24 protein-coding genes are annotated in these 20,460 nt (G+C 62.4%); 15 read left to right on the top strand and 9 right to left on the bottom strand.

What is annotated here, in order from left to right; all coding sequences use genetic code 11:
* Nucleotides 1–25 precede the first annotated feature (25 nt).
* The 5 genes from dnaN to mutM all read right to left on the bottom strand — a co-directional run bounded on the left by dnaN (nucleotide 26) and on the right by mutM (nucleotide 5,320).
* On the bottom strand, nucleotides 26–1,144 hold the full coding sequence (gene dnaN / locus RBB42_RS02860; protein ID WP_305969666.1) for a DNA polymerase III subunit beta: 1,119 nt from the start codon (nucleotides 1,142–1,144) through the stop codon (nucleotides 26–28).
* Nucleotides 1,145–1,297: 153 nt separating this feature from the next.
* On the bottom strand, nucleotides 1,298–2,674 hold the full coding sequence (gene dnaA, locus RBB42_RS02855) for a chromosomal replication initiator protein DnaA (RefSeq protein WP_305969665.1): 1,377 nt from the start codon (nucleotides 2,672–2,674) through the stop codon (nucleotides 1,298–1,300).
* A gap of 481 nt (nucleotides 2,675–3,155) precedes the next feature.
* Nucleotides 3,156–3,419, bottom strand: coding sequence for a 30S ribosomal protein S20 (rpsT, locus tag RBB42_RS02850; protein WP_305969664.1), 264 nt, complete (start codon nucleotides 3,417–3,419; stop codon nucleotides 3,156–3,158).
* Nucleotides 3,420–3,627: 208 nt separating this feature from the next.
* Nucleotides 3,628–4,404 carry an enoyl-CoA hydratase gene (locus RBB42_RS02845; RefSeq protein ID WP_305969663.1) on the bottom strand — a complete coding sequence of 259 codons (777 nt, stop codon included), beginning with the start codon at nucleotides 4,402–4,404 and terminating at the stop codon, nucleotides 3,628–3,630.
* A 64-nt stretch (nucleotides 4,405–4,468) separates the two neighbouring features.
* Nucleotides 4,469–5,320 (bottom strand): bifunctional DNA-formamidopyrimidine glycosylase/DNA-(apurinic or apyrimidinic site) lyase, encoded by an 852-nt coding sequence (gene mutM, locus RBB42_RS02840; protein WP_305969662.1) that lies wholly within the window; start codon nucleotides 5,318–5,320, stop codon nucleotides 4,469–4,471.
* Nucleotides 5,321–5,396: 76 nt separating this feature from the next.
* Between mutM and ubiE the strand changes: the two genes are divergently transcribed.
* Together ubiE and ubiB are read left to right on the top strand one after the other, a co-directional pair.
* Nucleotides 5,397–6,149 (top strand): bifunctional demethylmenaquinone methyltransferase/2-methoxy-6-polyprenyl-1,4-benzoquinol methylase UbiE, encoded by a 753-nt coding sequence (ubiE, locus tag RBB42_RS02835; protein WP_305969661.1) that lies wholly within the window; start codon nucleotides 5,397–5,399, stop codon nucleotides 6,147–6,149.
* 1 nt (nucleotide 6,150) lies between these two features.
* Entirely contained in the window at nucleotides 6,151–7,683 is a 1,533-nt protein-coding gene (gene ubiB, locus RBB42_RS02830; RefSeq protein ID WP_305969660.1) for a 2-polyprenylphenol 6-hydroxylase, read from the top strand.
* Between the two features lie 110 nt (nucleotides 7,684–7,793).
* Here the strand turns inward: ubiB and RBB42_RS02825 are convergent, their stop codons facing one another.
* The 3 genes from RBB42_RS02825 to RBB42_RS02815 all read right to left on the bottom strand — a co-directional run bounded on the left by RBB42_RS02825 (nucleotide 7,794) and on the right by RBB42_RS02815 (nucleotide 11,340).
* Nucleotides 7,794–7,985, bottom strand: coding sequence for a hypothetical protein (locus tag RBB42_RS02825; RefSeq protein ID WP_305969659.1), 192 nt, complete (start codon nucleotides 7,983–7,985; stop codon nucleotides 7,794–7,796).
* A 407-nt stretch (nucleotides 7,986–8,392) separates the two neighbouring features.
* Nucleotides 8,393–9,067 carry a flagellar hook capping FlgD N-terminal domain-containing protein gene (locus RBB42_RS02820; protein WP_305969658.1) on the bottom strand — a complete coding sequence of 225 codons (675 nt, stop codon included), beginning with the start codon at nucleotides 9,065–9,067 and terminating at the stop codon, nucleotides 8,393–8,395.
* 8 nt (nucleotides 9,068–9,075) lie between these two features.
* Complete coding sequence (locus RBB42_RS02815; protein WP_305969657.1) at nucleotides 9,076–11,340, bottom strand: flagellar hook-length control protein FliK; 2,265 nt, start codon at nucleotides 11,338–11,340, stop codon at nucleotides 9,076–9,078.
* A 111-nt stretch (nucleotides 11,341–11,451) separates the two neighbouring features.
* On the opposite strand from RBB42_RS02815, the gene RBB42_RS02810 reads away from it, so the two are divergent.
* From RBB42_RS02810 to RBB42_RS02785, 6 genes are all read left to right on the top strand, one after another.
* A complete protein-coding gene (locus RBB42_RS02810; protein WP_305969656.1) occupies nucleotides 11,452–11,721 on the top strand; it encodes a rod-binding protein in 270 nt (89 codons plus the stop codon).
* Nucleotides 11,714–12,061 carry a flagellar protein FlgN gene (locus RBB42_RS02805; protein WP_305969655.1) on the top strand — a complete coding sequence of 116 codons (348 nt, stop codon included), beginning with the start codon at nucleotides 11,714–11,716 and terminating at the stop codon, nucleotides 12,059–12,061. The genes RBB42_RS02810 and RBB42_RS02805 overlap by 8 nt, the downstream gene beginning before the upstream one ends.
* A gap of 201 nt (nucleotides 12,062–12,262) precedes the next feature.
* Nucleotides 12,263–13,591: a flagellin N-terminal helical domain-containing protein gene (locus RBB42_RS02800; RefSeq protein ID WP_306043362.1), complete on the top strand. Its 1,329-nt coding sequence runs from the start codon at nucleotides 12,263–12,265 to the stop codon at nucleotides 13,589–13,591.
* A gap of 77 nt (nucleotides 13,592–13,668) precedes the next feature.
* Nucleotides 13,669–14,046, top strand: a complete 378-nt coding sequence (flaF, locus tag RBB42_RS02795) for a flagellar biosynthesis regulator FlaF (RefSeq protein WP_305970072.1) — start codon at nucleotides 13,669–13,671, stop codon at nucleotides 14,044–14,046.
* Nucleotides 14,043–14,447, top strand: coding sequence for a flagellar biosynthesis repressor FlbT (flbT, locus tag RBB42_RS02790; RefSeq protein WP_043142932.1), 405 nt, complete (start codon nucleotides 14,043–14,045; stop codon nucleotides 14,445–14,447). Before flaF ends, flbT begins: the two co-directional genes overlap by 4 nt.
* Entirely contained in the window at nucleotides 14,444–15,655 is a 1,212-nt protein-coding gene (locus RBB42_RS02785) for a DUF1217 domain-containing protein (RefSeq protein ID WP_305970071.1), read from the top strand. Before flbT ends, RBB42_RS02785 begins: the two co-directional genes overlap by 4 nt.
* 31 nt (nucleotides 15,656–15,686) lie before the next feature.
* Here RBB42_RS02785 and RBB42_RS02780 read toward each other — a convergent pair whose 3' ends face one another.
* Entirely contained in the window at nucleotides 15,687–17,069 is a 1,383-nt protein-coding gene (locus RBB42_RS02780; RefSeq protein WP_305970070.1) for a FliI/YscN family ATPase, read from the bottom strand.
* A gap of 84 nt (nucleotides 17,070–17,153) precedes the next feature.
* On the opposite strand from RBB42_RS02780, the gene RBB42_RS02775 reads away from it, so the two are divergent.
* Genes RBB42_RS02775 through flgA form a run of 7 tightly spaced genes read left to right on the top strand, consistent with a single transcriptional unit; the run spans nucleotide 17,154 to nucleotide 20,460 of the window.
* Nucleotides 17,154–17,531, top strand: a complete 378-nt coding sequence (locus RBB42_RS02775) for a FlgB family protein (protein ID WP_305970069.1) — start codon at nucleotides 17,154–17,156, stop codon at nucleotides 17,529–17,531.
* A 12-nt stretch (nucleotides 17,532–17,543) separates the two neighbouring features.
* Nucleotides 17,544–17,933, top strand: a complete 390-nt coding sequence (gene flgC / locus RBB42_RS02770) for a flagellar basal body rod protein FlgC (protein ID WP_305970068.1) — start codon at nucleotides 17,544–17,546, stop codon at nucleotides 17,931–17,933.
* A gap of 32 nt (nucleotides 17,934–17,965) precedes the next feature.
* Nucleotides 17,966–18,262, top strand: a complete 297-nt coding sequence (gene fliE / locus RBB42_RS02765; protein ID WP_305970067.1) for a flagellar hook-basal body complex protein FliE — start codon at nucleotides 17,966–17,968, stop codon at nucleotides 18,260–18,262.
* A gap of 4 nt (nucleotides 18,263–18,266) precedes the next feature.
* Nucleotides 18,267–18,536, top strand: a complete 270-nt coding sequence (locus RBB42_RS02760) for a flagellar biosynthetic protein FliQ (protein ID WP_069211187.1) — start codon at nucleotides 18,267–18,269, stop codon at nucleotides 18,534–18,536.
* A 1-nt stretch (nucleotide 18,537) separates the two neighbouring features.
* Nucleotides 18,538–19,251 carry a flagellar hook-basal body complex protein gene (locus RBB42_RS02755; protein WP_305970066.1) on the top strand — a complete coding sequence of 238 codons (714 nt, stop codon included), beginning with the start codon at nucleotides 18,538–18,540 and terminating at the stop codon, nucleotides 19,249–19,251.
* Nucleotides 19,252–19,261: 10 nt separating this feature from the next.
* Nucleotides 19,262–20,047: a flagellar basal-body rod protein FlgG gene (gene flgG, locus RBB42_RS02750; protein WP_305970065.1), complete on the top strand. Its 786-nt coding sequence runs from the start codon at nucleotides 19,262–19,264 to the stop codon at nucleotides 20,045–20,047.
* Complete coding sequence (gene flgA, locus RBB42_RS02745) at nucleotides 20,047–20,460, top strand: flagellar basal body P-ring formation chaperone FlgA (RefSeq protein WP_305970064.1); 414 nt, start codon at nucleotides 20,047–20,049, stop codon at nucleotides 20,458–20,460. The genes flgG and flgA overlap by 1 nt, the downstream gene beginning before the upstream one ends.

Raw genomic sequence — 20,460 nt, 5'->3', positions numbered from 1 at the left:
TTTTTCGGCGAAAAATCGTCTCTGGTCAGACCCGCATCGGCATGACGACGTAGACCGCGCTTTCGTCGCCGCCTTCGCGCATCAGGGTCGGGTCGCCGGAGGAATTGAACAGGAAGACGGCATTCTCGCGGTCCACCTGGCTGGCGATTTCCAGCAGGTACTTCGCGTTGAAGCCGATTTCCAACCGTTCGTCGCCATAGGCAACGGCCAGTTCTTCCTCGGCGGCGCCGCTGTCCGGTGCGTTGACGGACAGGATCAGCCGATCCTCGTCCAGCTGCATCTTGACCGCGCGCGAACGCTCCGAAGACACGGTGGCCACACGGTCCACGGCCTTGGCGAATTCCGAAGCGTCGACCTCCAACTGCCGGGTGTTGCCGCTGGGAATCACGCGGGTGTAATCCGGAAAGGTTCCGTCGATGACCTTGGACGTCAGGGTGATGTCCGGCGTGGCGAAACGCACCTTGGTTTCCGAGACCGAAACGGCGATGTCCATGTCGTCCTGGTCCACCAGCTTGCGCAACTCGCCCACGGTCTTGCGCGGAACGATGACGCCGGGCATCTCTTCGGCACCGGAGGGCAGCGGCGCGTCTATCCGGGCCAGCCGGTGCCCGTCTGTCGCGACACAGCGCAGCGATTTACCATCCGCGGTATCCGCGACATGCATGTAAACGCCGTTCAGGTAATAGCGGGTTTCCTCGGTGGAAATCGCGAATTTCGATTTGTCGAAGAGACGACGCAGCACCTCGGCCTTGGCCGAGAAGTTGCAGTCGTATTCCGAGGTCGCCATGACCGGGAAGTCTTCTTTGGGCAGGGTGGCCAAAGAGAAATGCGACCGGCCGGCAGAGACCGACAGGCGGCCCGAACCGGGATCGGCGGCAAGCGTCACCAGCGCTCCGTCGGGCAGCTTGCGGACGATTTCGTGCAGGGTCACGGCGGAAACCGTGGTGCCGCCCGCCTTTTCGACCTGCGCCAAAGCGCGGTCCAGCACCTCGATATCCAGATCGGTGGCGCGAAAGGTTACGTTTTCACCCTCGGCCTCGATCAGGACATTGGCCAGGATCGGGATCGTGTTGCGCCGCTCCACGACCGATTGCGCTTGCGCGACCGCGCGCAAGAGCGCCGCCCGTTCCATGCTGAATTTCATCGCCCTACCCTCTCCGCAACGCCCGGGGGCGCAGCCTAGCCTGCGCCGGCCCGCACTCCAAGTCGGTTTTCACGATTTGTCTTGTGCTTTTGCCTAGGCGTCAAGGCGTTGCGACGTACCAGTTCCGGCACGCCGCATTTTTTCCACAGCCTGTCAGGCTTCGAGCGCCCGACGCAGCATCTCGACGTCCTCGTCGATCTGCCCATCCTGCAGGCGCAGTTCTTCGATCCGCTTGACGCCGTGCATTACCGTGGTGTGGTCGCGCCCGCCGAACCGGCGACCGATTTCCGGCAGCGACCGCGAGGTCAGCTGCTTGCACAGGTACATCGCCACCTGCCGCGGACGGGCAAAGTTGCGCACGCGCTTGGGCCCGATCATGTCCGACAGACGGATATTGTAATGCTCGGCCACCTTGCGCTGAATCTCGTCGATCGAAATCTTGCGTTCGGAAGCGCGCAGCACGTCGGCCAGGCTGTCCTGAACCAGGTCCATGTTGATCGGTTTGCCCACGAGGCTGGCAAAGGCGAACAGGCGGGTCAGCGCACCTTCGAGAACGCGGACGTTGGTGCTGATCCGGTGGGCGAGGAATTCCAGAACGCCATCGTCGATCACCAGGTCGGGGTGCATGGCGCGATAGCCTTCGACCTTGGACTGCAGAATGCCGAGGCGGAGTTCGTAGTCAGTCGGATGCAGGTCCACGACAAGGCCGGACTGCAGACGGCTGCGAATGCGGTTTTCCAGGTCCTTGATCTCATCCGGGGCGCGGTCGGCCGAAATGATGATCTGCTTGTTCTGGTCCACCAGCGCGTTGAAGGTGTGAAAGAACTCTTCCTGGGTCGAATCCTTGCCGGCGATGAACTGCACGTCGTCGACCATGAGCACGTCGACAGAGCGGAACATCTCCTTGAAGTCCATCATCTTGCGTTCGCGCAGGGCCTGCACGAAGCGGTACATGAACTGTTCCGCCGAAAGATAGAGAACGGCCAGGTGCGGATTGCGCTGGGTCAGCTCGTGGGCAATCGCATGCATGAGGTGCGTCTTACCAAGGCCGACGCCACCATAGAGGAACAACGGGTTGAAGGTCACCGGGCCGCCTTCGGACACCCGCTTTGCCGCGGCATGGGCCAGCTCGTTCGGCTTGCCGACCACAAAGGTGTCAAAGGTGAACCGCGCATCCAGGGGCGCACCGGGCAGATGGCCACGGGCCGCAGGCTGGGGCGCGGCGGCCGGCTCGGGGCTGGCGGGCGCCTGTTGCGCAACGGCGCGGGTTTCGCTCTCGGTCATTGCCGAGGCCACCTTAATATCCAGACGGCGCACGCGGGGCGACACCGACATGATGTGCTCCAACAGTTGGTCGCCATAGTTCTGCGTGACATAGGTGCTGAAGAAATTGGTGGGCGCCTGCAGCGTCACCGTTCCTTCCGGGGTCGACCCCGCGAAACGCAGCGGTTCGATCCATGTCTTATGATTATTTTGCCCGATAGCCTTGCAGATCTGGTCCTGCAAGACCCCCCATTGCTCTTCGGTCATCTGCCGTTTTGTCCTCGTTCCTCAATCCCCACACCGAACGCCTGGCGGCGGCGGGCTTCCTTGCAGGAGGAACAGCGAGACCGTCCCTTGCGCAGACGCAAAGGTGAGGGAGTGACCCCTGGTCTTGGTCGCAGCGACGCTCCGGCAGTCCCGTTCGGCGCGCAGTGCAGCGACCCGCAATGTCTATTCCTTGGACACGGCCGGGGTTTTCCCCCGAGCGTTTGACAGAAGCGACCCAACGCCCTGACAAACAGGTTTGCACACCCCTTTCGGCGTAGTGCAACCGGCAGCCTTGTCCCCCCTGCGAGTCGTGCTCGCTTGGTGAAATTAGCAATCTTCGTGAAGAACCGGCAACCGAAACTACAGCTTGACTCGGTCTTTCGCCGAAAAGAATCCGGTGTGTGATCAAATGGTTATATATGCAAAAAGGGCGCCACATATAGTGGCGCCCATGCAAAGACATACCAGATAGTGATTGTGCTCAGCCCAGTGCCTTGACCCGCGATGCAAGGCGGGAAATCTTCCGCGAGGCGGTGTTCTTGTGGAAAACGCCTTTGGTCACACCGCGCATGAGCTCGGGCTGGGCAGCCTTCAGGGCAGCGGTTGCCGCCTCGCGATCACCCGATGCGATGGCCTCTTCAACCTTGCGCAGATAGGTGCGGATGCGCGAACGGCGTGCCTTGTTGACGGCGAAGCGTTTTTCGTTCTGACGGGCGCGTTTCTTGGCCTGGGGCGTGTTTGCCATGTGATCGATCCTGCTGTTTGTCGTCTGCCGACGATGAAGTGTTCAAGAAATGCGCAACGCCGACGAACGGCATCCCGTGCCGAACCGATTCTTGCCAAAGCGGGCATCACGCGCATGTATGACGGGCGCCTATACAAGAGCGCCCGTCATCGGGCAAGGTCTTTCTTCCCGATTGCCCGTTTCCCGGGCGAATCGGGCAATGCGCGACTCAGCGGTCGCGGAATTGCGCGGTGCGCTTTTCGGCGAAGGCCGCCATGCCCTCGGACTGGTCTTCGGTCGCGAAAAGCGCGTGAAACAGGCGACGCTCGAAAAGCAGTCCCTCGGAGAGGGTCGTCTCGTAGGCCCGGTTCACCGATTCCTTGCAGGCAATGGCAGAGATCATCGACTTCTCGGCGACCTTTTCGGCCGCGTTCCGCGTTTCTTCCATCAGCTGCTTTGCGGGAACGACCCGGCTGACCAGACCGGCGCGCTCTGCCTCTTCGGCGTCCATGAAGCGACCGGTCAGGTTCATGTCCATCGCCTTGGACTTGCCGATAAAGCGCGTCAGGCGCTGCGTACCGCCCAGGCCCGGCATGACCCCCAGGTTGATCTCGGGCTGGCCGAACTTGGCATTGTCGGCGGCGATGATGAAATCGCACATCATGGCCAGCTCGCAACCACCGCCGAGCGCATAGCCCGCGACGGCCGCGATGATCGGCTTGCGGGTCGACGTGATGGCATTGCCCTCGCGGCCGAAGAAGTCCGACAGGAACATCTCGACGTAGCTTTTCTCCGACATCTCCTTGATGTCGGCACCGGCGGCAAAGGCCTTGGCCGAGCCGGTGATGATGATGCAGCGCACCTTGTCGTTCTTGTCCGCCTCGGCCAGCGCCTCGGACAACTCTCCCAGAAGGTGAGAATTGAGCGCATTCATGGCGTCGGGGCGGTTCAGTTTGATGGTGGCGACGTGGTCTTCTATTTCGACGATGATCGTCTCATAGGCCATGTGTTTGGGCTCCGTCCGGTTCCGTCAAGGGCCAAGCCTTAGCATTTCATTCACATGGTTCAAGTTATCTTTGACAGCTTGCACAGTAGAAGGACGACCGCCCGGACTGCACGATCCGGCGCACGCTATCGGCGCAGCCCTCGCTGCGACACGGTGCACCCTCGCGTCCGTAGACATCAAAACTGTGCTGGAAATATCCAAGTTCTCCATCGGCTTGGCGGAAATCCCGCAGGGATGACCCGCCTGCCGCGATGGCATCCTGCAACACCTCGCGGATGATCGGAACCAGGGCCCCCAGCCGCGCTTCGGAGATCCGGTTGACCTTGCGTGCCGGATGGATGCGCGCGCGGTAGAGAGCCTCGCAAACGTATATGTTTCCCAGCCCGGCGATGATTTTCTGATCGAGCAGGGCCGATTTGACCGGCGTCCGGCGGCCCTTCAGCATGCCCGTCAGGTAGGATTCGCTGAATTCGTTGCCCAGCGGCTCGGGACCAAGGCTGACCAGCAGTGGATGCCGCTCAACCTCTGCGGTCGTCATCAGGTCCATCGCGCCAAAGCGGCGCGGATCGTTGAAGGTGACCCGCGCGCCCTGCCCCATGTCCAGGACAACATGGTCGTGTTTCTCCGGCGCCGGGTGATCGTGCACGAAATTGCCCAGCGGATCACCCGAAACCAGCATGCGCCCCGACATGCCCAGATGGATGAGCAGCGTCTCACCACTCGACAGGTCGGCGAGGATGTATTTCGACCGCCGCCGCAGACGCTCGACCCGGGTGCCTGTCAGCCGATCCGCCATGTTCTCGGGGAAGGGCCAGCGCAGATCGGGGCGGTTGACGCGGGCCTGTGCGATCACCTGCCCCTCCATGACCGGGGCCAGCCCGCGACGGACTGTCTCGACTTCGGGCAATTCGGGCATCGGGCATGGTCCTTCGCGTTGTATCGCCCCGGCGGCGCCCTATAAGAAAGCAATGCAATCGAGGACGGCAAGGGCCATGAGCGAAGAGACCGGAAAAACGACGCATTTCGGATATGCCGAGGTGCCCGAGAGCGAAAAGGCCGGACGGGTCCAGGGAGTCTTCAGTTCTGTCGCCTCCAAGTATGACGTGATGAACGACGCCATGTCCTTTGGCATCCACCGGATCTGGAAGGATGCCATGATGGACTGGCTGGCACCGCGTCCGGGACAGCGCCTTCTGGACGTGGCCGGCGGGACCGGCGACATCTCGTTTCGCTTCCTCAAACGCGCCGGCAGCGGACACGCCACCGTGCTGGACCTCACCGAACCCATGTTGGTCGAGGGCCGCAAGCGAGCCGAGGCCGAGGCGATGGTCGACTCGCTCGACTGGGTGGTGGGCGACGCGATGGCCCTGCCTTTTTCCGACAACACCTTCGACGTCTACACGATCTCTTTCGGCATCCGGAACGTGACCCGCCCGCAAGAGGCCCTGAACGAGGCCTTCCGCGTGCTGAAACCCGGCGGGCGTCTGATGGTGCTGGAATTTTCCCAGATTCCCAATGACCTGATGCAATGGGCCTATGACCTGTACTCGTTCAACATCATCCCGCGCATGGGCCAGGTGATCGCTCAGGACCGTGACAGCTATCAGTACCTGGTGGAATCGATCCGGCGCTTTCCCGACCAGGATACCTTCCTGGACATGGTCAAGGCCGCCGGATTCGAAAACGCCAAGTACCGCAACCTGACGATGGGCGTCGCCTGTCTGCACTCCGGCTGGAAGATCTGAGTTGCGTGGCCCCCACAACATCTGGCGTCTGATCCGCACCGGCGCCACGCTGGAACGCACCGGTGCAATGCGCGCCGTGCTGGACGCGCTCGAGGCACCCGCGCCGCTGCGCGTGGCCGCCCGGGTCCTTGGGCGGCCTTTCCGCTGGCTGGGTGACGAGGGCGATCCGTCCATGCCCCCGGTGGTCCGCGCGCTGACGGCGCTTGGCCCCGCCTACATCAAGTTCGGCCAGATCCTGTCAACCCGGCCCGACGTGGTCGGCGACGAGATGGCCCAACAGTTGCGCGTCCTTCAGGACAAGCTGCCCCCCTTCTCCGTCGATGCCGCCAAGACACAGGTCGAAGCCGAGCTGGGTCAGCCGGTGGACGAGGTATTCTCCGCCTTCAGCGAACCTGTCGCCGCGGCTTCGATCGCGCAGGTCCACAAGGCAACACTGGCAGACACTGGCGAAACAGTGGCCGTCAAGGTTCTGCGCCCGGGGATCGAACGGGCTTTCCGCAAGGACATCGACGCCTTCTACTTTGCCGCCAACATGATCGAGCTGCTGTCGCCTGCCTCACGGCGCCTGCGGCCGACCGACGTGATCGCCCATTTCGAGGGCGTCGTCATGGGCGAGTTGGACCTGCGCCTGGAATCCGCGGCGGCCAGCGAGTTCGAGGCCAATACCAAGGATGACGAGGGCTTTGCCCTGCCCGAGATCAAATGGGCCTGGTCCGGCCGCCGCGTGATGACGATGGGCTGGGTCGAAGGCGTGGCACTGGGCGACAACGACGCCTTGGACGCCGCCGGACACAACCGGGTGAACCTGTCGGAACGGGTGTTGCAGCTGTTCCTGAACCACGCGCTGCGCGACGGTTTCTTTCATGCCGACATGCACCAGGGCAACCTCAAGGTCGCACCGAACGGGGACATCATTGCCTATGACTTCGGCATCATGGGGCATATCGACGAATACACCCGCCGGGTCTACGCCGAGATCCTCTTCGGCTTTATCCAGCGCGATTACCAGCGCGTTGCCGAGGTGCATTTCGAGGCCGGCTATGTCCCCGCAGACCGCGACGTGGATGAGTTCGCCCGCGCCCTGCGCGCGGTCGGAGAGCCGATTTTCGGCATGGATGCCACGCGGATCTCGATGGGCAAACTGCTGGCCTATCTCTTTGAGGTGACCGAGCGGTTCGGGATGGAAACGAGGACCGAGCTGATCCTCCTGCAGCGGACAATGGTTGTGGTCGAGGGCGTTGCGCGGTCTCTCGACCCGCGCATGAACATCTGGAAGGTCGCGCAGCCTGTCGTCGAGGCCTACATCAAGAAATCGATCGGCCCGCGCGCCGCAGCCAAGGATCTTTGGAAAACCGCACTGGTCATGGCCCGGTTCGGCCCGAGGTTGCCGACGCTTGTAGAGGCCGCCCTTATCCGTCAATCACAGCCTGAACCGACGCCGGCGCGAAATCCCTGGCCCGCACGCCTTGGCTGGACCGGAGTCGGCACGCTGATTGGCGCGGCGACGGTTTTGGGCTGGACACTGCTTGCCTGACTTTGGCTGCCAGTTGATCAAGGGCTGACACAGCATCGATCAGAAAAACGCGGAAACGAAAAACGGCGGCCAGAAGGCCGCCGTTTTCCATGAAACTCTGTCTGACGGGATCAGTCAGTGCCCGAAGCCGAAGCGATGGCGATGATCCCGGCAATGCCGCCGATGATGAACAGCGGCGTGAGAATATCATCATCGTCCATCGTCGAAACGAACGGGTCCTGAGTGTTGCCCTGAGCGGCCACCGGGGCGGCTGCTGCAGCTGCGATCGCTGCCGCGGCAGCAAGGATCGAAAGCTTTTTCATGTGTCTCTCCAAATCTGTACAGGCTTGGACGCGGCGCGCCCGACATGAGCGAACGTACACACAAACTATTTCGCGTTCAAATGACAAATATCCGAAGAACCTGAAATCGGTGCTGCGTCTGCGCAAATGCGCGTCAAATCAGCAACAACAGCCTGAAATGGCACGGTTGAGACTGGACTGAGCCTAATCGTATCTTTCTAACACGACCACAATTTTTTAATTTTTTTCAGGTGCTTGGATTTGGCGTGCCGTTCACGAAGCCACCGGCTATCCTGATCGGCAACGATTCGCCAGATGTAGCCGAAAAGACCACCCAATTCACGTTCAGATGGCCAAGCATGATCTTGGCCCATCGCAAAGCAGCAGGTTTCGCCTGCTGCGCCGAACAATCATCGTGACCGGGTCGATCAATTCATCGGGGCGCGCAATCCATCGATCTGACCTGGGTCGAGTTCCGTACCGTCCGCCATGCGCAGAACAAGAGTTTCACCGTCCTGCCTCACCTCTGCCACCCGGCTATAGGCTTGGGCCGCGATCGTATCGAGCTTGGCCTCGCCCTTGTAGCTTTCTACCTCAAACTTGTAGATCCCGGCAGGCAGGGCGGCCCCGGTGTCGTCGGTCCCGGTCCAGTAGACCTCGTCCTGCGACAGATCGAGGTCGAACCGCTGGATGGCATCGCCGTTGGCATCCCTGACCACCAGACTCGCCGCGTCCGCGTCCTCTGCGAACTCCGGTCGGACGGCGATTGGCGTCCCGGTGAACAGGACGGGCGCGCGAACCAGCGCCTCCATTCCGATCCAGCTGCTGAGTTCTTGCAGGGCACTCCCGGTGAGCGAGGCGCTGACCTCCCGCAACAGGTCATTGGTCAGAACCTGCTGTTCGACCGATGAAAACGTGGCAAGCTGGGTCGCATAATCCGTCGAGTCCACGGGGTTGAGCGGGTCCTGGTTCTGGACCTGGACGGTCAACATCTTGAGAAAGGTGTCAAAGTCCGAACTGAGCACCCCCTTGTCATCCAACCCCGTGGCAGAGGAGGATTGAGTACTGCTGTAAAGCGGCGGCGGCGAAGTGATTTCTGTCATGGTCTGTCCTAGAATCTGAGGTCAAGTCCGTCCGAAGCGGCGGCGGCATTGCGCGGCTTTGTGGCTGGCGTGTGGTCATTCGGCGCCTTGTCGGGCCTGTCGTGGCGGGCGGACGACTCCTGACCGCCCTCCCCGCCTTCGCCGAAACTGAACGAGGCGCTTTCGTAGCCGGCATCGGCCAAATCGCCTGCAAGCTGGTCGATATGGCGCCGCATGAGATCAAGCGTTTCGGGGCGGTCGGCGGTGATATGCACCGTCATGCCACCATCGGATGGCATCATTTGCATGCGTACCTGTCCAAGTTCCTCAGGTGAAAGGCGGATCTCTACCGAGCCTTCCCCCAGGCGCGCCATTCCATCCGACACCTGTCGGAGGATTGCCGCGGCATCCGTACGGTGAATGGTTTGCGGCATCGCCGCGGTATGGACAGGCGACGATTGAACCCCCGGCACCCCGCTCACGGGCTGGCTGTCCTGTGGCAAGAGATCCTCAACGAGGTCATCAAGGAAGGGAGACGTCACGCGCGCCGATGTTCCCGGCACGGGAAAGCCCGCCAAAGCCGGGGTCGCAACCTTGACCGTGTCGACCGAGCCTGCGGCCCCTGCCCGAACGTCAGACCGCAACTGCGTCATGTTTTCCATGACAAGCCGGTCAGGGCGCGGCAGGGCATGCGGATCATTGCGCGATTGGTCCTGTTTCAATTCATCCGCAGCACTTGTCACCAAGGGCTGATTGACAGACTCCGGCCGCGTCCCGGCCAAGGTCATGTCCCTCGTCGCGACAGACAACTCGTTGGGCTCAACAAGGCCCTGGCCAGATCGCTCTGCCAAGGGGCGCGCGTTTCCGTTCAAACCCGGCCGCACGTCGTGGAACGTCAATGCGGGACCCCGTCCATCCGAGGCAGCGGGAACGATTTGTGCGGAAACTGCCCCTCCCTCCGGCTTCATCCATTGGCGGAAAACATCGGCGCTTTCCAAAGGGCTTCTCGGAACTGTATCAGCTTGCCCCGGCTTGCCAGCGGTATCGGTGGCGGATTTGGCTGCCACCAAAAGGTCGTTGAATCGTTGCAGTGTCGCGTGCGGGTCAACGCCAGCCTCGACCGTTTTCGGTTGCACGGTCACGGTCTCGCCACTCGGCGCAGAACGACGCAGGCCTGCTGCCAACTGTTCGGGTGCGAAACCTTGAGGACGATCTTCGGACATTCTGGGCGTCGATGGCAGGACCGGGTGTTCTCGCGCTCGAAACGCCCCTTCAACGAGGCCTTCGGGACCGGCAGCAGTCAAACCGATGGTAGCGGACGTGCCACGCGCGTCTTGCCCGGCAGACATCACGTCCCTGTTCGACATGGAAACCGGTGGCTCGACAGAGCGCGGCCAGGTTTCCTCTCGAGCCGGTTGAGACAGGCCGAAACGAAAGACCGGAATGTCTGACGATACCGGATCCGAAACAGGTTTCGCCATCTCCTGGTTTGTTTTGGGGTCGGTTGGTCCTTGATCGGCACGAACCCGGTCCGCCGGATCAGTGCGCATGGCACTTTGCGAGAAAGCCGGTGATGCAGGCACAGCAAGGCCGAGAACTCGGGCCGCGGCCTCAAGTTTTTTTACATCAGTTTCAGAAGCTTGAACGAGATGCGGCGCCTCTGGACCTTGCGCTTCAGCCCTTTTCAGGTCGCGCGTCGGATCATCAATGCGAGAATGATCAAGGGCACCGGTGACCGCTCCCGGCGCATGGGATCTATCGGAGGACGTACCCTCTATCCAGCCTCTGGCATTTGGCCCGTCCAACACCGTGGAAGACCCGAACCCAGGCTCCTGTTCTGCATAAGGGTCAATGCTGGGCTGACCATCGATAGGCCCTCTTTTAGGTAGCAGCTCTTCTGCACGTTGCAGCCAGCCGTCCGTCTGTTTCGCGGGAGCATCGGGTTGAAACTCACCTGACGTGGCGGTTCCCTTCAAGTCCGGATCCGTGTCCAGCCACCGGCCCGGCGAATTCACATCGCGCGTTTCGTCCAAGTCGTCCTGCGAAAGATCAACATCATCACGCCAACCCGTTTCCGAGTCCGGATCGACTTCCTTCGGATGATCCACGGGGTCTGCCTGATCAATCTCATCTACATCCGTGAGGGGCCCGGGATCCGGATGAAAAGTCTGGGAATCATCCTCCGCTTCGGCGAAGAACTTGGCGAAATCGGCGTCGGGCGGCGCATCCTTGCTGCCCTCGGGCGCGGATTTCGTCGGGACAAGGCCCAATAGGCTGGTCAACTGGCTCAGCATGAGTGCTCCGGGAATTCTTCCACGGGGGCACCCTAGGGCGCAGCTCCTTACCACTTCTTTACCGCGATCTGGCCAAATCGCGAAGAGCGAGTCGAATTGGAGACAAACCAGATGGAAATTCCCATTACAGCCGCAAGCACCCCAACGCCACAGGACCGGGCCCTGCGCGAAGCCGCCAAGGAACTGGAAACCAACTTTCTGGCAGAGATGCTGAAATCGGCAAAACTCGGAGAGGCGCCGCAGGCCTTCGGCGGGGGCGCAGGTGAAAACCAGTTCGCCTCGTTCATGCGCCTGGAACAGGCCAGACAGATGACCGAAGGCGGCGGAATCGGGTTGGCCGAATCGTTGTTCAACGCCCTGAAGGAGAGAGTCGATGACTGAGCAGACACTGACAAACCGCCTGAAATCCCTGCTCGAGAGCGAACGGGAGGCCTTGCTTGAAGGTGACTTCGATCGCCTGGCCGAATTGATGGCGGAGAAACAGAACCTTGCCGAAGATCTGGAGAATGCACCGCTTCGGGCCGAAGAGGTTGCGCCAATCAAGGACGGGCTGCGCCGCAATCAGGAACTCTTTGACCAGGCCCTGGCAGGATTGCGCAACGTGGCCGCCCGAATTGGCGACCTCAACCGCGTGCGCAAGGCAACCGATACCTATGATGCCAAGGGGCGCCTCCAGACCATAGATGCCCCCGCCTCGAAACGCCTGGAACGACGTGCCTGAGCATTTGTGACAAATCCGCTGAAACGGCAATGGAGGGATTAGGGCGACGTTAGGACTCGAAAGGCCAGGTTGGTCGCGCACCAAGACGGGTGGCGCAGGCCGACAAAGGGGTCGGACTGCATACGTCAGAAGGCGTCAGAGATGCCGTTCGCGGCAAATGCAAACCGGCGCAAAAGCGCCTTTTGAAAGCAAGGACAACCTATGTCTAGCATCCTGACGAACAATGGCGCGATGGTCGCGCTGCAGACCCTCAAGTCCATCAACTCCAGCCTGGCGGACACACAGTCCCAGATCTCAACCGGCAAGAGCGTCGCAAACGCCAAGGACAACTCCGCCGTCTGGGCCATCTCCAAGGTGATGGAAGCGGACGTCAAGGGTTTCAAGGGCATCTCCGACAGCCTCAACCTTGGCCAGTCCACCGTCGCCGTCGCCCGCCAGGCGGCGGAAACGACCACCGAACTGCTGACCGAGATCAAGGGCAAGATCGTTGCCGCCCAGGAAGAGAACGTCGACCGGGCCAAGATCCAGACCGACATCGACGCCCTGCGCAACCAGATCAGTGCAGTCGTCGGTGCCGCACAGTTCAACGGTCTGAACCTGCTGTCGAACACCGACACCGCCGCCGGTTCGGGCAGCATCAACGTGCTGGCCTCGCTGGATCGGTCGGGTACCGGCGTGACCGCCTCGGACATCACCGTGGCCAAGCAGGACCTCGGCACCGGGGCATCGTCGATCGACGTGGCATCGGCATCCGCCACCGCCGCGGCCTCTGACGAACTGTCGGGTGCGGCCAACACCGCCGCCGTCGCCCTGACCGGCAACGCGACACAGCCAACCACGGCTGCCGTCGTCGGCCAGACCGCCGGTGCAGGCACGGCGACCGTGGCCGCCGGCACCGGTTTCTCGATCGAGATCACGGGCGGCGCGGCAGGTCTGGCGACCTTCAACACCACCGCCACCGCCGGCGCACAGGAAATCACCTATGTCGCCCGCGACGGTGATACACAGGCCGACGTGACCGCCGCTCTTGCCGACGCCTTCAACAAGTACGTGGCCGACAACTCGGACATCACCGACGGTCTCGGTATCGGTGCGGCGGTGAACGGCACCAACGCGAACCAGATCGACTTTACCGGCGCCAACAACGCGGGTGACAACTTCTCGGTCCAGGTCCGCAGCTATGATGTCGGGGATGCCACCATTGGTGGCCGCCTGGAAGACCTGTCGGACATCGACGTGACCACCCAGGCCGGCGCTGACGCCGCGCTGGAATCGATCGAGGGCCTGATCCAGACGGCCATCGACTCGGCCTCGGCATTCGGTTCGGCGCAGGGCCGTATCGAAACCCAGGCGGATTTCGTGGGCAGCCTGACCGATGCGCTAAAATCCGGCATCGGCACGCTGGTCGATGCCGACATGGAAGAGGCCTCGGCCCGTCTGCAGGCGCTGCAGGTGCAGCAGCAGCTGGGTGTCCAGGCGCTGTCCATCGCCAACCAGGCCCCGCAGTCGCTGCTGTCGCTGTTCCGCTAAACCAAGCCACTCCGGGGGGCCGGGCAACCGGCCCTTCGGGTCATACCCCTTGATCCTCATAACCAGAAGGTTCTGAAGTGAACGCCCATACTCTCGCGCAACGGGCCTATGCCCAAAACGCCCGCTCGACCCAGACCCCCCGCGGCACCGAATACGAGCTGATCGCAAAGGTCACGCACCGCATCAAGGCCGCCGCCGAGGCCGGTCCTCGGGCCTATCCAAGGCTGGTCGAAGCACTTTCCGACAACCAGCGTCTCTGGACCGCTCTGGCCGTCGATGTCGCCGACAGCGACAATGGCCTTCCCGCCGAGTTGCGGGCGCGGATCTTCTACCTTGCGGAATTTGTGCAGCAACACACCTCGCAGGTGCTGACGAAGAAAGCGCGCGTCAGACCGCTTCTGGAAATCAACGCCGCGATCCTGAAAGGATTGAGCGGCAGGAGCACACGAAAATGAGTGGACTTGTCCTGAAACTCGGCCCGCGAGAGCGCGTGTTGATCAACGGTGCGGTAATCGAGAACGGCGATCGCCGCAGCCGCCTGTCAATCGTCACCCCGAACGCGAACGTCCTTCGCCTGCGCGATGCCATCCACCCGGAAGAGGCGAAGACGCCCGTACGCCGGCTTTGCTATCATGCACAACTGATCCTGACCGGGGATGCTGATGCCGAAGAGGCGCGCCTGAAACTCCTTCCCCGGATCGAGGAGCTGAGCCAGATCCTCACCGATCCGGACAGCAGGCGCTTGCTGGGACAGGCAACCGAAGCCTTGCTGGGAGAGCAGTTCTACCAATGCCTCAAGGCTCTGAGAGCCTTGATCCCGCGCGAGGACAGGTTGCTGGCAACGAGGTCACAATGAGCTTTCAACCGATTGTCGTCGGCTCCGGTCTGACCGCCTGGCAATTCCTGAAGGCGACGCAGGACACACAACGCGCGAATTTCGACAAATCACCGACGCTTGCGCGCGATGCCGAATATTTCGCGTCCCGCATCGGCGAAATCACCAGCGCGGAGGAATTCGTATCCGACCGCAGGGTCATGCGTGTCGCGCTGTCGGCCTTCGGGCTTGAAGACAAGATCGACAGCAAGTTCCTGATCCAGAAAGTTCTGGAAGACGGAACGGAAGACGACGATGCACTCGCCAATCGCCTGTCAGACGGGCGGTTCGTTGCCTTGGCCAATGCCTTCAGTTTCGAAAAGATCCTGGAACCCAAGACCCGGGAAGCCGGTTTTGCGGATCCGATCGCGGATCGATACCGCGAAGCCGTGCTGGCCAACATGGAGGCCGGGTTGGCCGAAACGGGCGATACGGACACGCCTTATGGCGAATCCGTGCGCGCGCAAGTCTCTCTGAACATAGAGACGGAAACGCAGTTCTTTCGGGACAATATCGGCGCTGTCACCTCGGCCGAGGGGATGATCAAGAATCCACGCCTTCTCACCTATGCCCTGGTCGCCTTTGACCTCGGCGAAAAGGCCGGCAGTCCCAAGCTGATGCAGAGGGTCTTGGAACAAGGCACCGACGATCCCCGCGACCTGGCCAATGTCCTGGGCGACAGCCGGTATGTCGAATTGGCCAAAGCCTTTGAATTCGACCGCGATCCGGTCTCCGCTATCCAGAGAGAGGGCTTCGCGGATGAAATCGTTTCCGATTTCTATCTCCATGAATTTGAGGTCGCGGTTGGCGACGTGGATGAAAGCCTTCGCACTGCGCTGAATTTCGAGCGCGCCATTCCCGAACTGGCCGGGCGGGATTCATCGGACAATACCAAGTGGTTCTCGGTCCTTGGGACAACTTCGCTGCGCAATGTCTTCCAGGCGGCGCTGGGCCTGCCCTCGGGGTTCAGCCAGATCGACGTCGACAAGCAAGTCGAGATGCTGAAGGACAAGGTCAACAGCCGCTATGGCGTCAAGTCCTTCTCGGAAATGGCCGAACCGGACGTGCTGAACCGGGTCATCAACACCTACCTGTTGCAGAACCAGATCAACCAGACGGCAAATGCCGGGTCGAACCAGATCGCGCTGACGCTTCTTTCGTCCATTCCGCGCCAATCCCTTTATGGGTGAAATGTGCGGCAATGAACGCCGTGCAAATCCCTCACATCTTGCGCGCCACCGGCATCTGGCTACCACGCCCCGGAGCCGGGCGACCCTGCAGCACTCCGGCCTGAGCACGACGCAGGATCAGTTCCAGCTTTTGAAAGGCGCCCTCCGGCCCATCCGGAGATTTCTCGGCCAGATACCCGTCCAGGTCCGGCCAGACTTTAATCGCCTGGTCCAGCAACGGATCCTCGCCTTCCCGGTACAAACCCGCGCGCACCATGGTTTCGGACTTCGCGTAGGCGCCCAGCAGGCCACGGACCCGCTGGATCAACGCATTTTCGTGGTCGCTTGCCGCCTCGGGCAAGCTGCGTGAGACAGACCTAAGGAGGTCGATCGCCGGGAACCGGCCACGTTCGGCGATTTGCCGGTCCAGCACCACGTGTCCGTCCAACACCCCGCGCAGGATATCCGCGACCGGTTCGTCCATATCGGACCCGGCGACAAGCACGCTGAACACCGCCGTGATGTCGCCCGTTCCCTGCATCCCGGGTCCGGCCCGTTCCGCCAGACGCATGATCTGATGAGCCACCGAAGGCGGATGACCGCGCAACGCCGGGAGTTCACCGGAGGCAATCGCAACTTCGCGGTGCGCCTCCGCAAAACGGGTGATCGAATCGGCGAGGTAAAGCACATGTTTGCCTTGGTCGCGGAAATGCTCGGCGATGGTCATGGCCGCCAGCGGACAGCGCCGACGCTCCAATGGCGAGCGATCGGAAGTTGCAGCAACCACGACACTGCGCGCCATGCCCTCCGGACCCAGCACCGAGGTCACGAAATCCAGGACCTCGCGCCCGCGTTCACCGACAAGCGCAAGAACGACGACATCCGCCTCCATCCCCTGGGCAAGCTGCGCCAACAGGCTGGATTTGCCCACTCCGGAGCCGGCAAACAGGCCGACACGCTGGCCCGTCACGATAGGGAGCAACGTATCGAAAACCGAGAGGCCGGTGCGCAACCGCTCGCCCAGGCGCCGCCGCGCCGCCGCAGGTGGCGGGCTGGCGCGGAACGGGCGTCGCTGAGCGCCCGGGCCAATGGGTGCGCCATCCAGCGGCCGGCCATAGGCGTCGATCACCCGGCCGATCCAACTGTCACAGGGCGCCAGCGTCGGCGGGCCCAGAACGGCAACACGGTCACCACGCGACACGCCATCGGCCGACTCGTCCGGCAGCATCGCAACGAGATCATCGCGTATGCGCAGGACCTCACCGCCCAGCACGTTTCCCGGATGCATCAGCCGCAGCCGGTCACCGATACAGGCATCCTCTGCCAGCCCGCGCACCCAGATGATCGTCCCATCCACCGATTGCACGCGGCCGACCGCGCGCACCGGCTGCATCTGCGCGATCCTGGCCCTGAGGCCGCTGATGTCTTCGTCCATCGTACGCTCCGTTCATTCCTCGCAAACCATATCTAAAGGAATCAGCGTTAAGCCTTGATTGAAGCAATCGAGGGAGAAACCCCGATGTTCCAGAATTTGGACGTCTTCAGAACGGCGATGGCAATGGCGCGGCACGCCGGCACGCAACAGGCCTACAGCGCCCAGAATATCGCGAACGCGGATACACCCGGTTACCGGGCCCGCGCGCTGCCCGAGTTCCAGGACACGCTACGCGATGCGATGATGGGCCAGCGTGCCACGCGGGAAAACCACCTCAATGGCAGTATCGGCCGCGATGTCGATATCCGGGAACGGCGCAACGTACTGGACCCGAACGGAAATTCCGTTTCGCTGGAAGAGGAAATGGTCAACGCCGCCGGTGCGAAACGGCAGCACGACCGCGCCCTGGCCATTTACCGCAGCAACCTCAGCATCCTCCGCGCCAGCCTGGGCCGCGGATAACCGGAGAGAGAGATGAGCGATTTTTCCAATGCCCTGAAGGTCACCACCACCGGCCTGCAGGCGCAGGCCACGCGCCTGCGCATCCTGTCCGAGAACATTGCCAACGTCGACACGCCCGGCTACCGGCGCAAGACCGTGCCATTCGAGGCAGAGCCGACCCTGTCGGATGTCACCGGCGTGAAACCCGGCGACGTGCGGCTGGACCGCAGCGAGCTGGAGGTGATCCACGATCCCTCGCACCCACTGGCCGATGCGACAGGCAATTACCTTGGCTCCAATGTCGACCTGATCATCGAGATCGCCGACGCGCGCGAGGCGCAGCGCTCCTACGAAGCCAACCTCAAGATGTTCGACCAGACACGCCAGATGTCGACCAGCCTGATGGACCTCCTGCGTCGCTAATCCCCTGATTTGAAACCTGAAAGGAATCCAGAATGGACGTCCGTTCGCTTTATGCCGCACAGAAATACGCGGCCTCCCGTCCCGCCATGCAACCCGAACCGGAGACCGCAAAAGCGCCTCTGGAAAAGGAATTTGCCCGAGTCACGGAGGACTTCACCCAGCAGCTCAAAGCCGCGGAGGATACCGCAAAGGCCGCCATGACCAGCAATGCGGACCCGCATGCCCTGGTCGAGGCGCTGGCGCAGTCGGAACTGGCGGTCGAGACGGTCGTTGCCGTGCGCAACAAGGTGGTCGAGGCCTACCAGGAAATCCTGCGGATGCCGGTCTGACGCCATGCTGACAGAGGTCATCTTCTTCGACACCCTGCGCATGGGCCTGTGGATCGCCACGATCACCTCGGTCCCGATCCTGACGGCGGCTCTGGTCGCCGGGGTCGGCGTGGGCCTTTTCCAGGCGCTCACCTCGATCCAGGAAATGACCCTGACCTTCGTGCCGAAACTCCTGGCCATCGTCGCCGTCTTCTGGATGTCGATGAGCTTCATGACCCGGACGCTCGTGGAATTCTTCCAGGGGCAGATCATTCCCCTCATCACCGGAGGCTGACATGGAAACTGCCGGCTACGCCGCCCTTTCGCGCCAGACAAGCCTGATGCGCGAAATGCAAGTCATCGCCAACAACATCGCAAACGCCAACACCACCGGATACCGTCAGGAAGGCGTGATCTTTTCCGAATACGTGGCCGAAGGCGATGGCTCGGCTGCCGTCGCAATGGGCGCCGGCCGGATCGGCACCACCTCGCTCAAACAGGGCACGCTGGAACAGACAGGCGGCATGTACGACATGGCCATCGAGGGAGACGGATTCTTCCTCGTGGAATCGCCCGAGGGGCCCCGGCTTACCCGCGCCGGGGCCTTTTCGCCCAGCGCCGAAGGCACTCTGGTGACGCCGGACGGCTACCCGGTTCTGGACGCGGGCGGGGCGCCGATCTTTGTCCCACCGCAGGCCGTCGACCTGTCGATCGCCCGAGACGGCACGATCAGCACCGAGGGCCGCCCGATCGGGCAGGTCGGCGTCGTGCAACCGCTAGACCCCAAGTCGATGATCCGCGAGGGCGGCCAGATGTTCCGAAGCGATGCGGGTTTCGAACCGGTCGAGGCGCCGCGCGTCATGCAGGGGTTCGTCGAGGCCTCGAACGTCGATCCGATCCTGCAGGTGGCCCGCATGGTCGAGGTCCAGCGCGCCTATGAACTGGGCCAGAGCTTTATGGAACGCGAGGATGAACGCATCCGCAGCGTCCTGAAAAACGTCATAAAATAGGAGCCGTCGCATGCGCGCCCTCAAGATCGCCGCCACAGGCATGACCGCCCAGCAGATGCGGGTCGAGGTCATCTCGAACAACCTCTCGAACATGAGCACCACGGGATACAACGCCCGCCGGGCCGAGTTCGCGGACCTTCACTATCAACAGCTTGCCCGCGCGGGTTCCGTCAGCGCCTCGGACGGTACCGTGCTGCCCACCGGCGTCCAGCTGGGGCTGGGTGTTCGGCCCGCCGCCGTCTCGATGCAGCTTCAGCAAGGGGCGCTGTCAGCTACCGGCGGCGACCTGGACCTGGCCATCGAGGGCAACGGCTACCTCGAGGTGGTTCTGCCCTCCGGCCAGCTGGGTTATACCCGCGACGGCGGGCTGAAACGCAGCGGCGAGGGGCTGATCGTCACCTCCGAAGGCTATCCGGTCTCGCCCGAGATCGTGATTCCCGCCGATGCGCGCAGCATCTCGATCAATGCCGACGGCGAGGTCTATGCCTATTTCCCCGACCAGCCCCAGGGGCAGCTTCTGGGCCAGTTCACGATGGCCGGTTTTTCCAACCCCAAGGGGCTGGAGGCAATCGGCTCCAACCTCTTTGTCGAGACCGAGGCCTCGGGGCCGGCGATCCAGTCGACACCGGGCCAGGACGGCCTTGGCACGGTGAGGCAAGGCTACCTGGAGGACAGTTCCGTCGACGCGGTCAAGGAGATTACCGACCTGATCGAGGCGCAGCGCGGCTACGAGCTCAATTCGAAGGTGATCTCTGCCGCCGACCAGATGATGGGCGCCACGGCGCAGGTGCGCTGATGCGCTGGCTGGTCCTCCTTGCGCTTGTCCCCAGGGCGGCGGCTGCCGACACGGTGGTCGCCACACAGACCATCCGCCCGCAACAGATCATCACCGCCGACGCGGTGCGGCTGGACCCGGCGGAGGTCCGGGGGGCCTATGCGACGCTCGACGCGGTTGTCGGGCAGGAGGCCCGGACCGCCATCTATCCCGGTCGCGCCGTCATGCGCGGTGTGGTCGGACAGCCAGCCCTCGTTGACCGGAACCAGGCGGTCGAACTGGTCTACGTGCAGGGCGGGCTGCGGATAAAGGCCGAGGGTCGCGCCCTCGGGCGTGGCGCGGCCGGAGAACGGATTCGCGTCATGAATGTGGACTCGCGGACCGTGCTCTTCGGCACCATTTCGCCCGAGGGCGCCATCTTGGTGAACAAATGA

This window comes from Mameliella sp. MMSF_3455 (assembly GCF_030733205.1).
Classification (GTDB): Bacteria; Pseudomonadota; Alphaproteobacteria; order Rhodobacterales; family Rhodobacteraceae; genus Antarctobacter.
Note: the sequence above shows the minus strand (reverse complement) of the source record. Positions and strands in the feature narration are given on the sequence as shown.

Bases quoted from the DNA above. Each gene is read 5' to 3' on its own strand.
- dnaN (WP_305969666.1), bottom strand. From the start codon at position 1,144: ATGAAATTCAGCATGGAACGGGCGGCGCTCTTGCGCGCGGTCGCGCAA.
- dnaA (WP_305969665.1), bottom strand. From the start codon at position 2,674: ATGACCGAAGAGCAATGGGGGGTCTTGCAGGACCAGATCTGCAAGGCT.
- rpsT (WP_305969664.1), bottom strand. From the start codon at position 3,419: ATGGCAAACACGCCCCAGGCCAAGAAACGCGCCCGTCAGAACGAAAAA.
- RBB42_RS02845 (WP_305969663.1), bottom strand. From the start codon at position 4,404: ATGGCCTATGAGACGATCATCGTCGAAATAGAAGACCACGTCGCCACC.
- mutM (WP_305969662.1), bottom strand. From the start codon at position 5,320: ATGCCCGAATTGCCCGAAGTCGAGACAGTCCGTCGCGGGCTGGCCCCG.
- ubiE (WP_305969661.1), top strand. From the start codon at position 5,397: ATGAGCGAAGAGACCGGAAAAACGACGCATTTCGGATATGCCGAGGTG.
- RBB42_RS02825 (WP_305969659.1), bottom strand. From the start codon at position 7,985: ATGAAAAAGCTTTCGATCCTTGCTGCCGCGGCAGCGATCGCAGCTGCA.
- RBB42_RS02820 (WP_305969658.1), bottom strand. From the start codon at position 9,067: ATGACAGAAATCACTTCGCCGCCGCCGCTTTACAGCAGTACTCAATCC.
- RBB42_RS02815 (WP_305969657.1), bottom strand. From the start codon at position 11,340: ATGCTGAGCCAGTTGACCAGCCTATTGGGCCTTGTCCCGACGAAATCC.
- RBB42_RS02810 (WP_305969656.1), top strand. From the start codon at position 11,452: ATGGAAATTCCCATTACAGCCGCAAGCACCCCAACGCCACAGGACCGG.
- RBB42_RS02805 (WP_305969655.1), top strand. From the start codon at position 11,714: ATGACTGAGCAGACACTGACAAACCGCCTGAAATCCCTGCTCGAGAGC.
- RBB42_RS02800 (WP_306043362.1), top strand. From the start codon at position 12,263: ATGTCTAGCATCCTGACGAACAATGGCGCGATGGTCGCGCTGCAGACC.
- flbT (WP_043142932.1), top strand. From the start codon at position 14,043: ATGAGTGGACTTGTCCTGAAACTCGGCCCGCGAGAGCGCGTGTTGATC.
- RBB42_RS02785 (WP_305970071.1), top strand. From the start codon at position 14,444: ATGAGCTTTCAACCGATTGTCGTCGGCTCCGGTCTGACCGCCTGGCAA.
- RBB42_RS02780 (WP_305970070.1), bottom strand. From the start codon at position 17,069: ATGGACGAAGACATCAGCGGCCTCAGGGCCAGGATCGCGCAGATGCAG.
- RBB42_RS02775 (WP_305970069.1), top strand. From the start codon at position 17,154: ATGTTCCAGAATTTGGACGTCTTCAGAACGGCGATGGCAATGGCGCGG.
- flgC (WP_305970068.1), top strand. From the start codon at position 17,544: ATGAGCGATTTTTCCAATGCCCTGAAGGTCACCACCACCGGCCTGCAG.
- fliE (WP_305970067.1), top strand. From the start codon at position 17,966: ATGGACGTCCGTTCGCTTTATGCCGCACAGAAATACGCGGCCTCCCGT.
- RBB42_RS02760 (WP_069211187.1), top strand. From the start codon at position 18,267: ATGCTGACAGAGGTCATCTTCTTCGACACCCTGCGCATGGGCCTGTGG.
- RBB42_RS02755 (WP_305970066.1), top strand. From the start codon at position 18,538: ATGGAAACTGCCGGCTACGCCGCCCTTTCGCGCCAGACAAGCCTGATG.
- flgG (WP_305970065.1), top strand. From the start codon at position 19,262: ATGCGCGCCCTCAAGATCGCCGCCACAGGCATGACCGCCCAGCAGATG.
- flgA (WP_305970064.1), top strand. From the start codon at position 20,047: ATGCGCTGGCTGGTCCTCCTTGCGCTTGTCCCCAGGGCGGCGGCTGCC.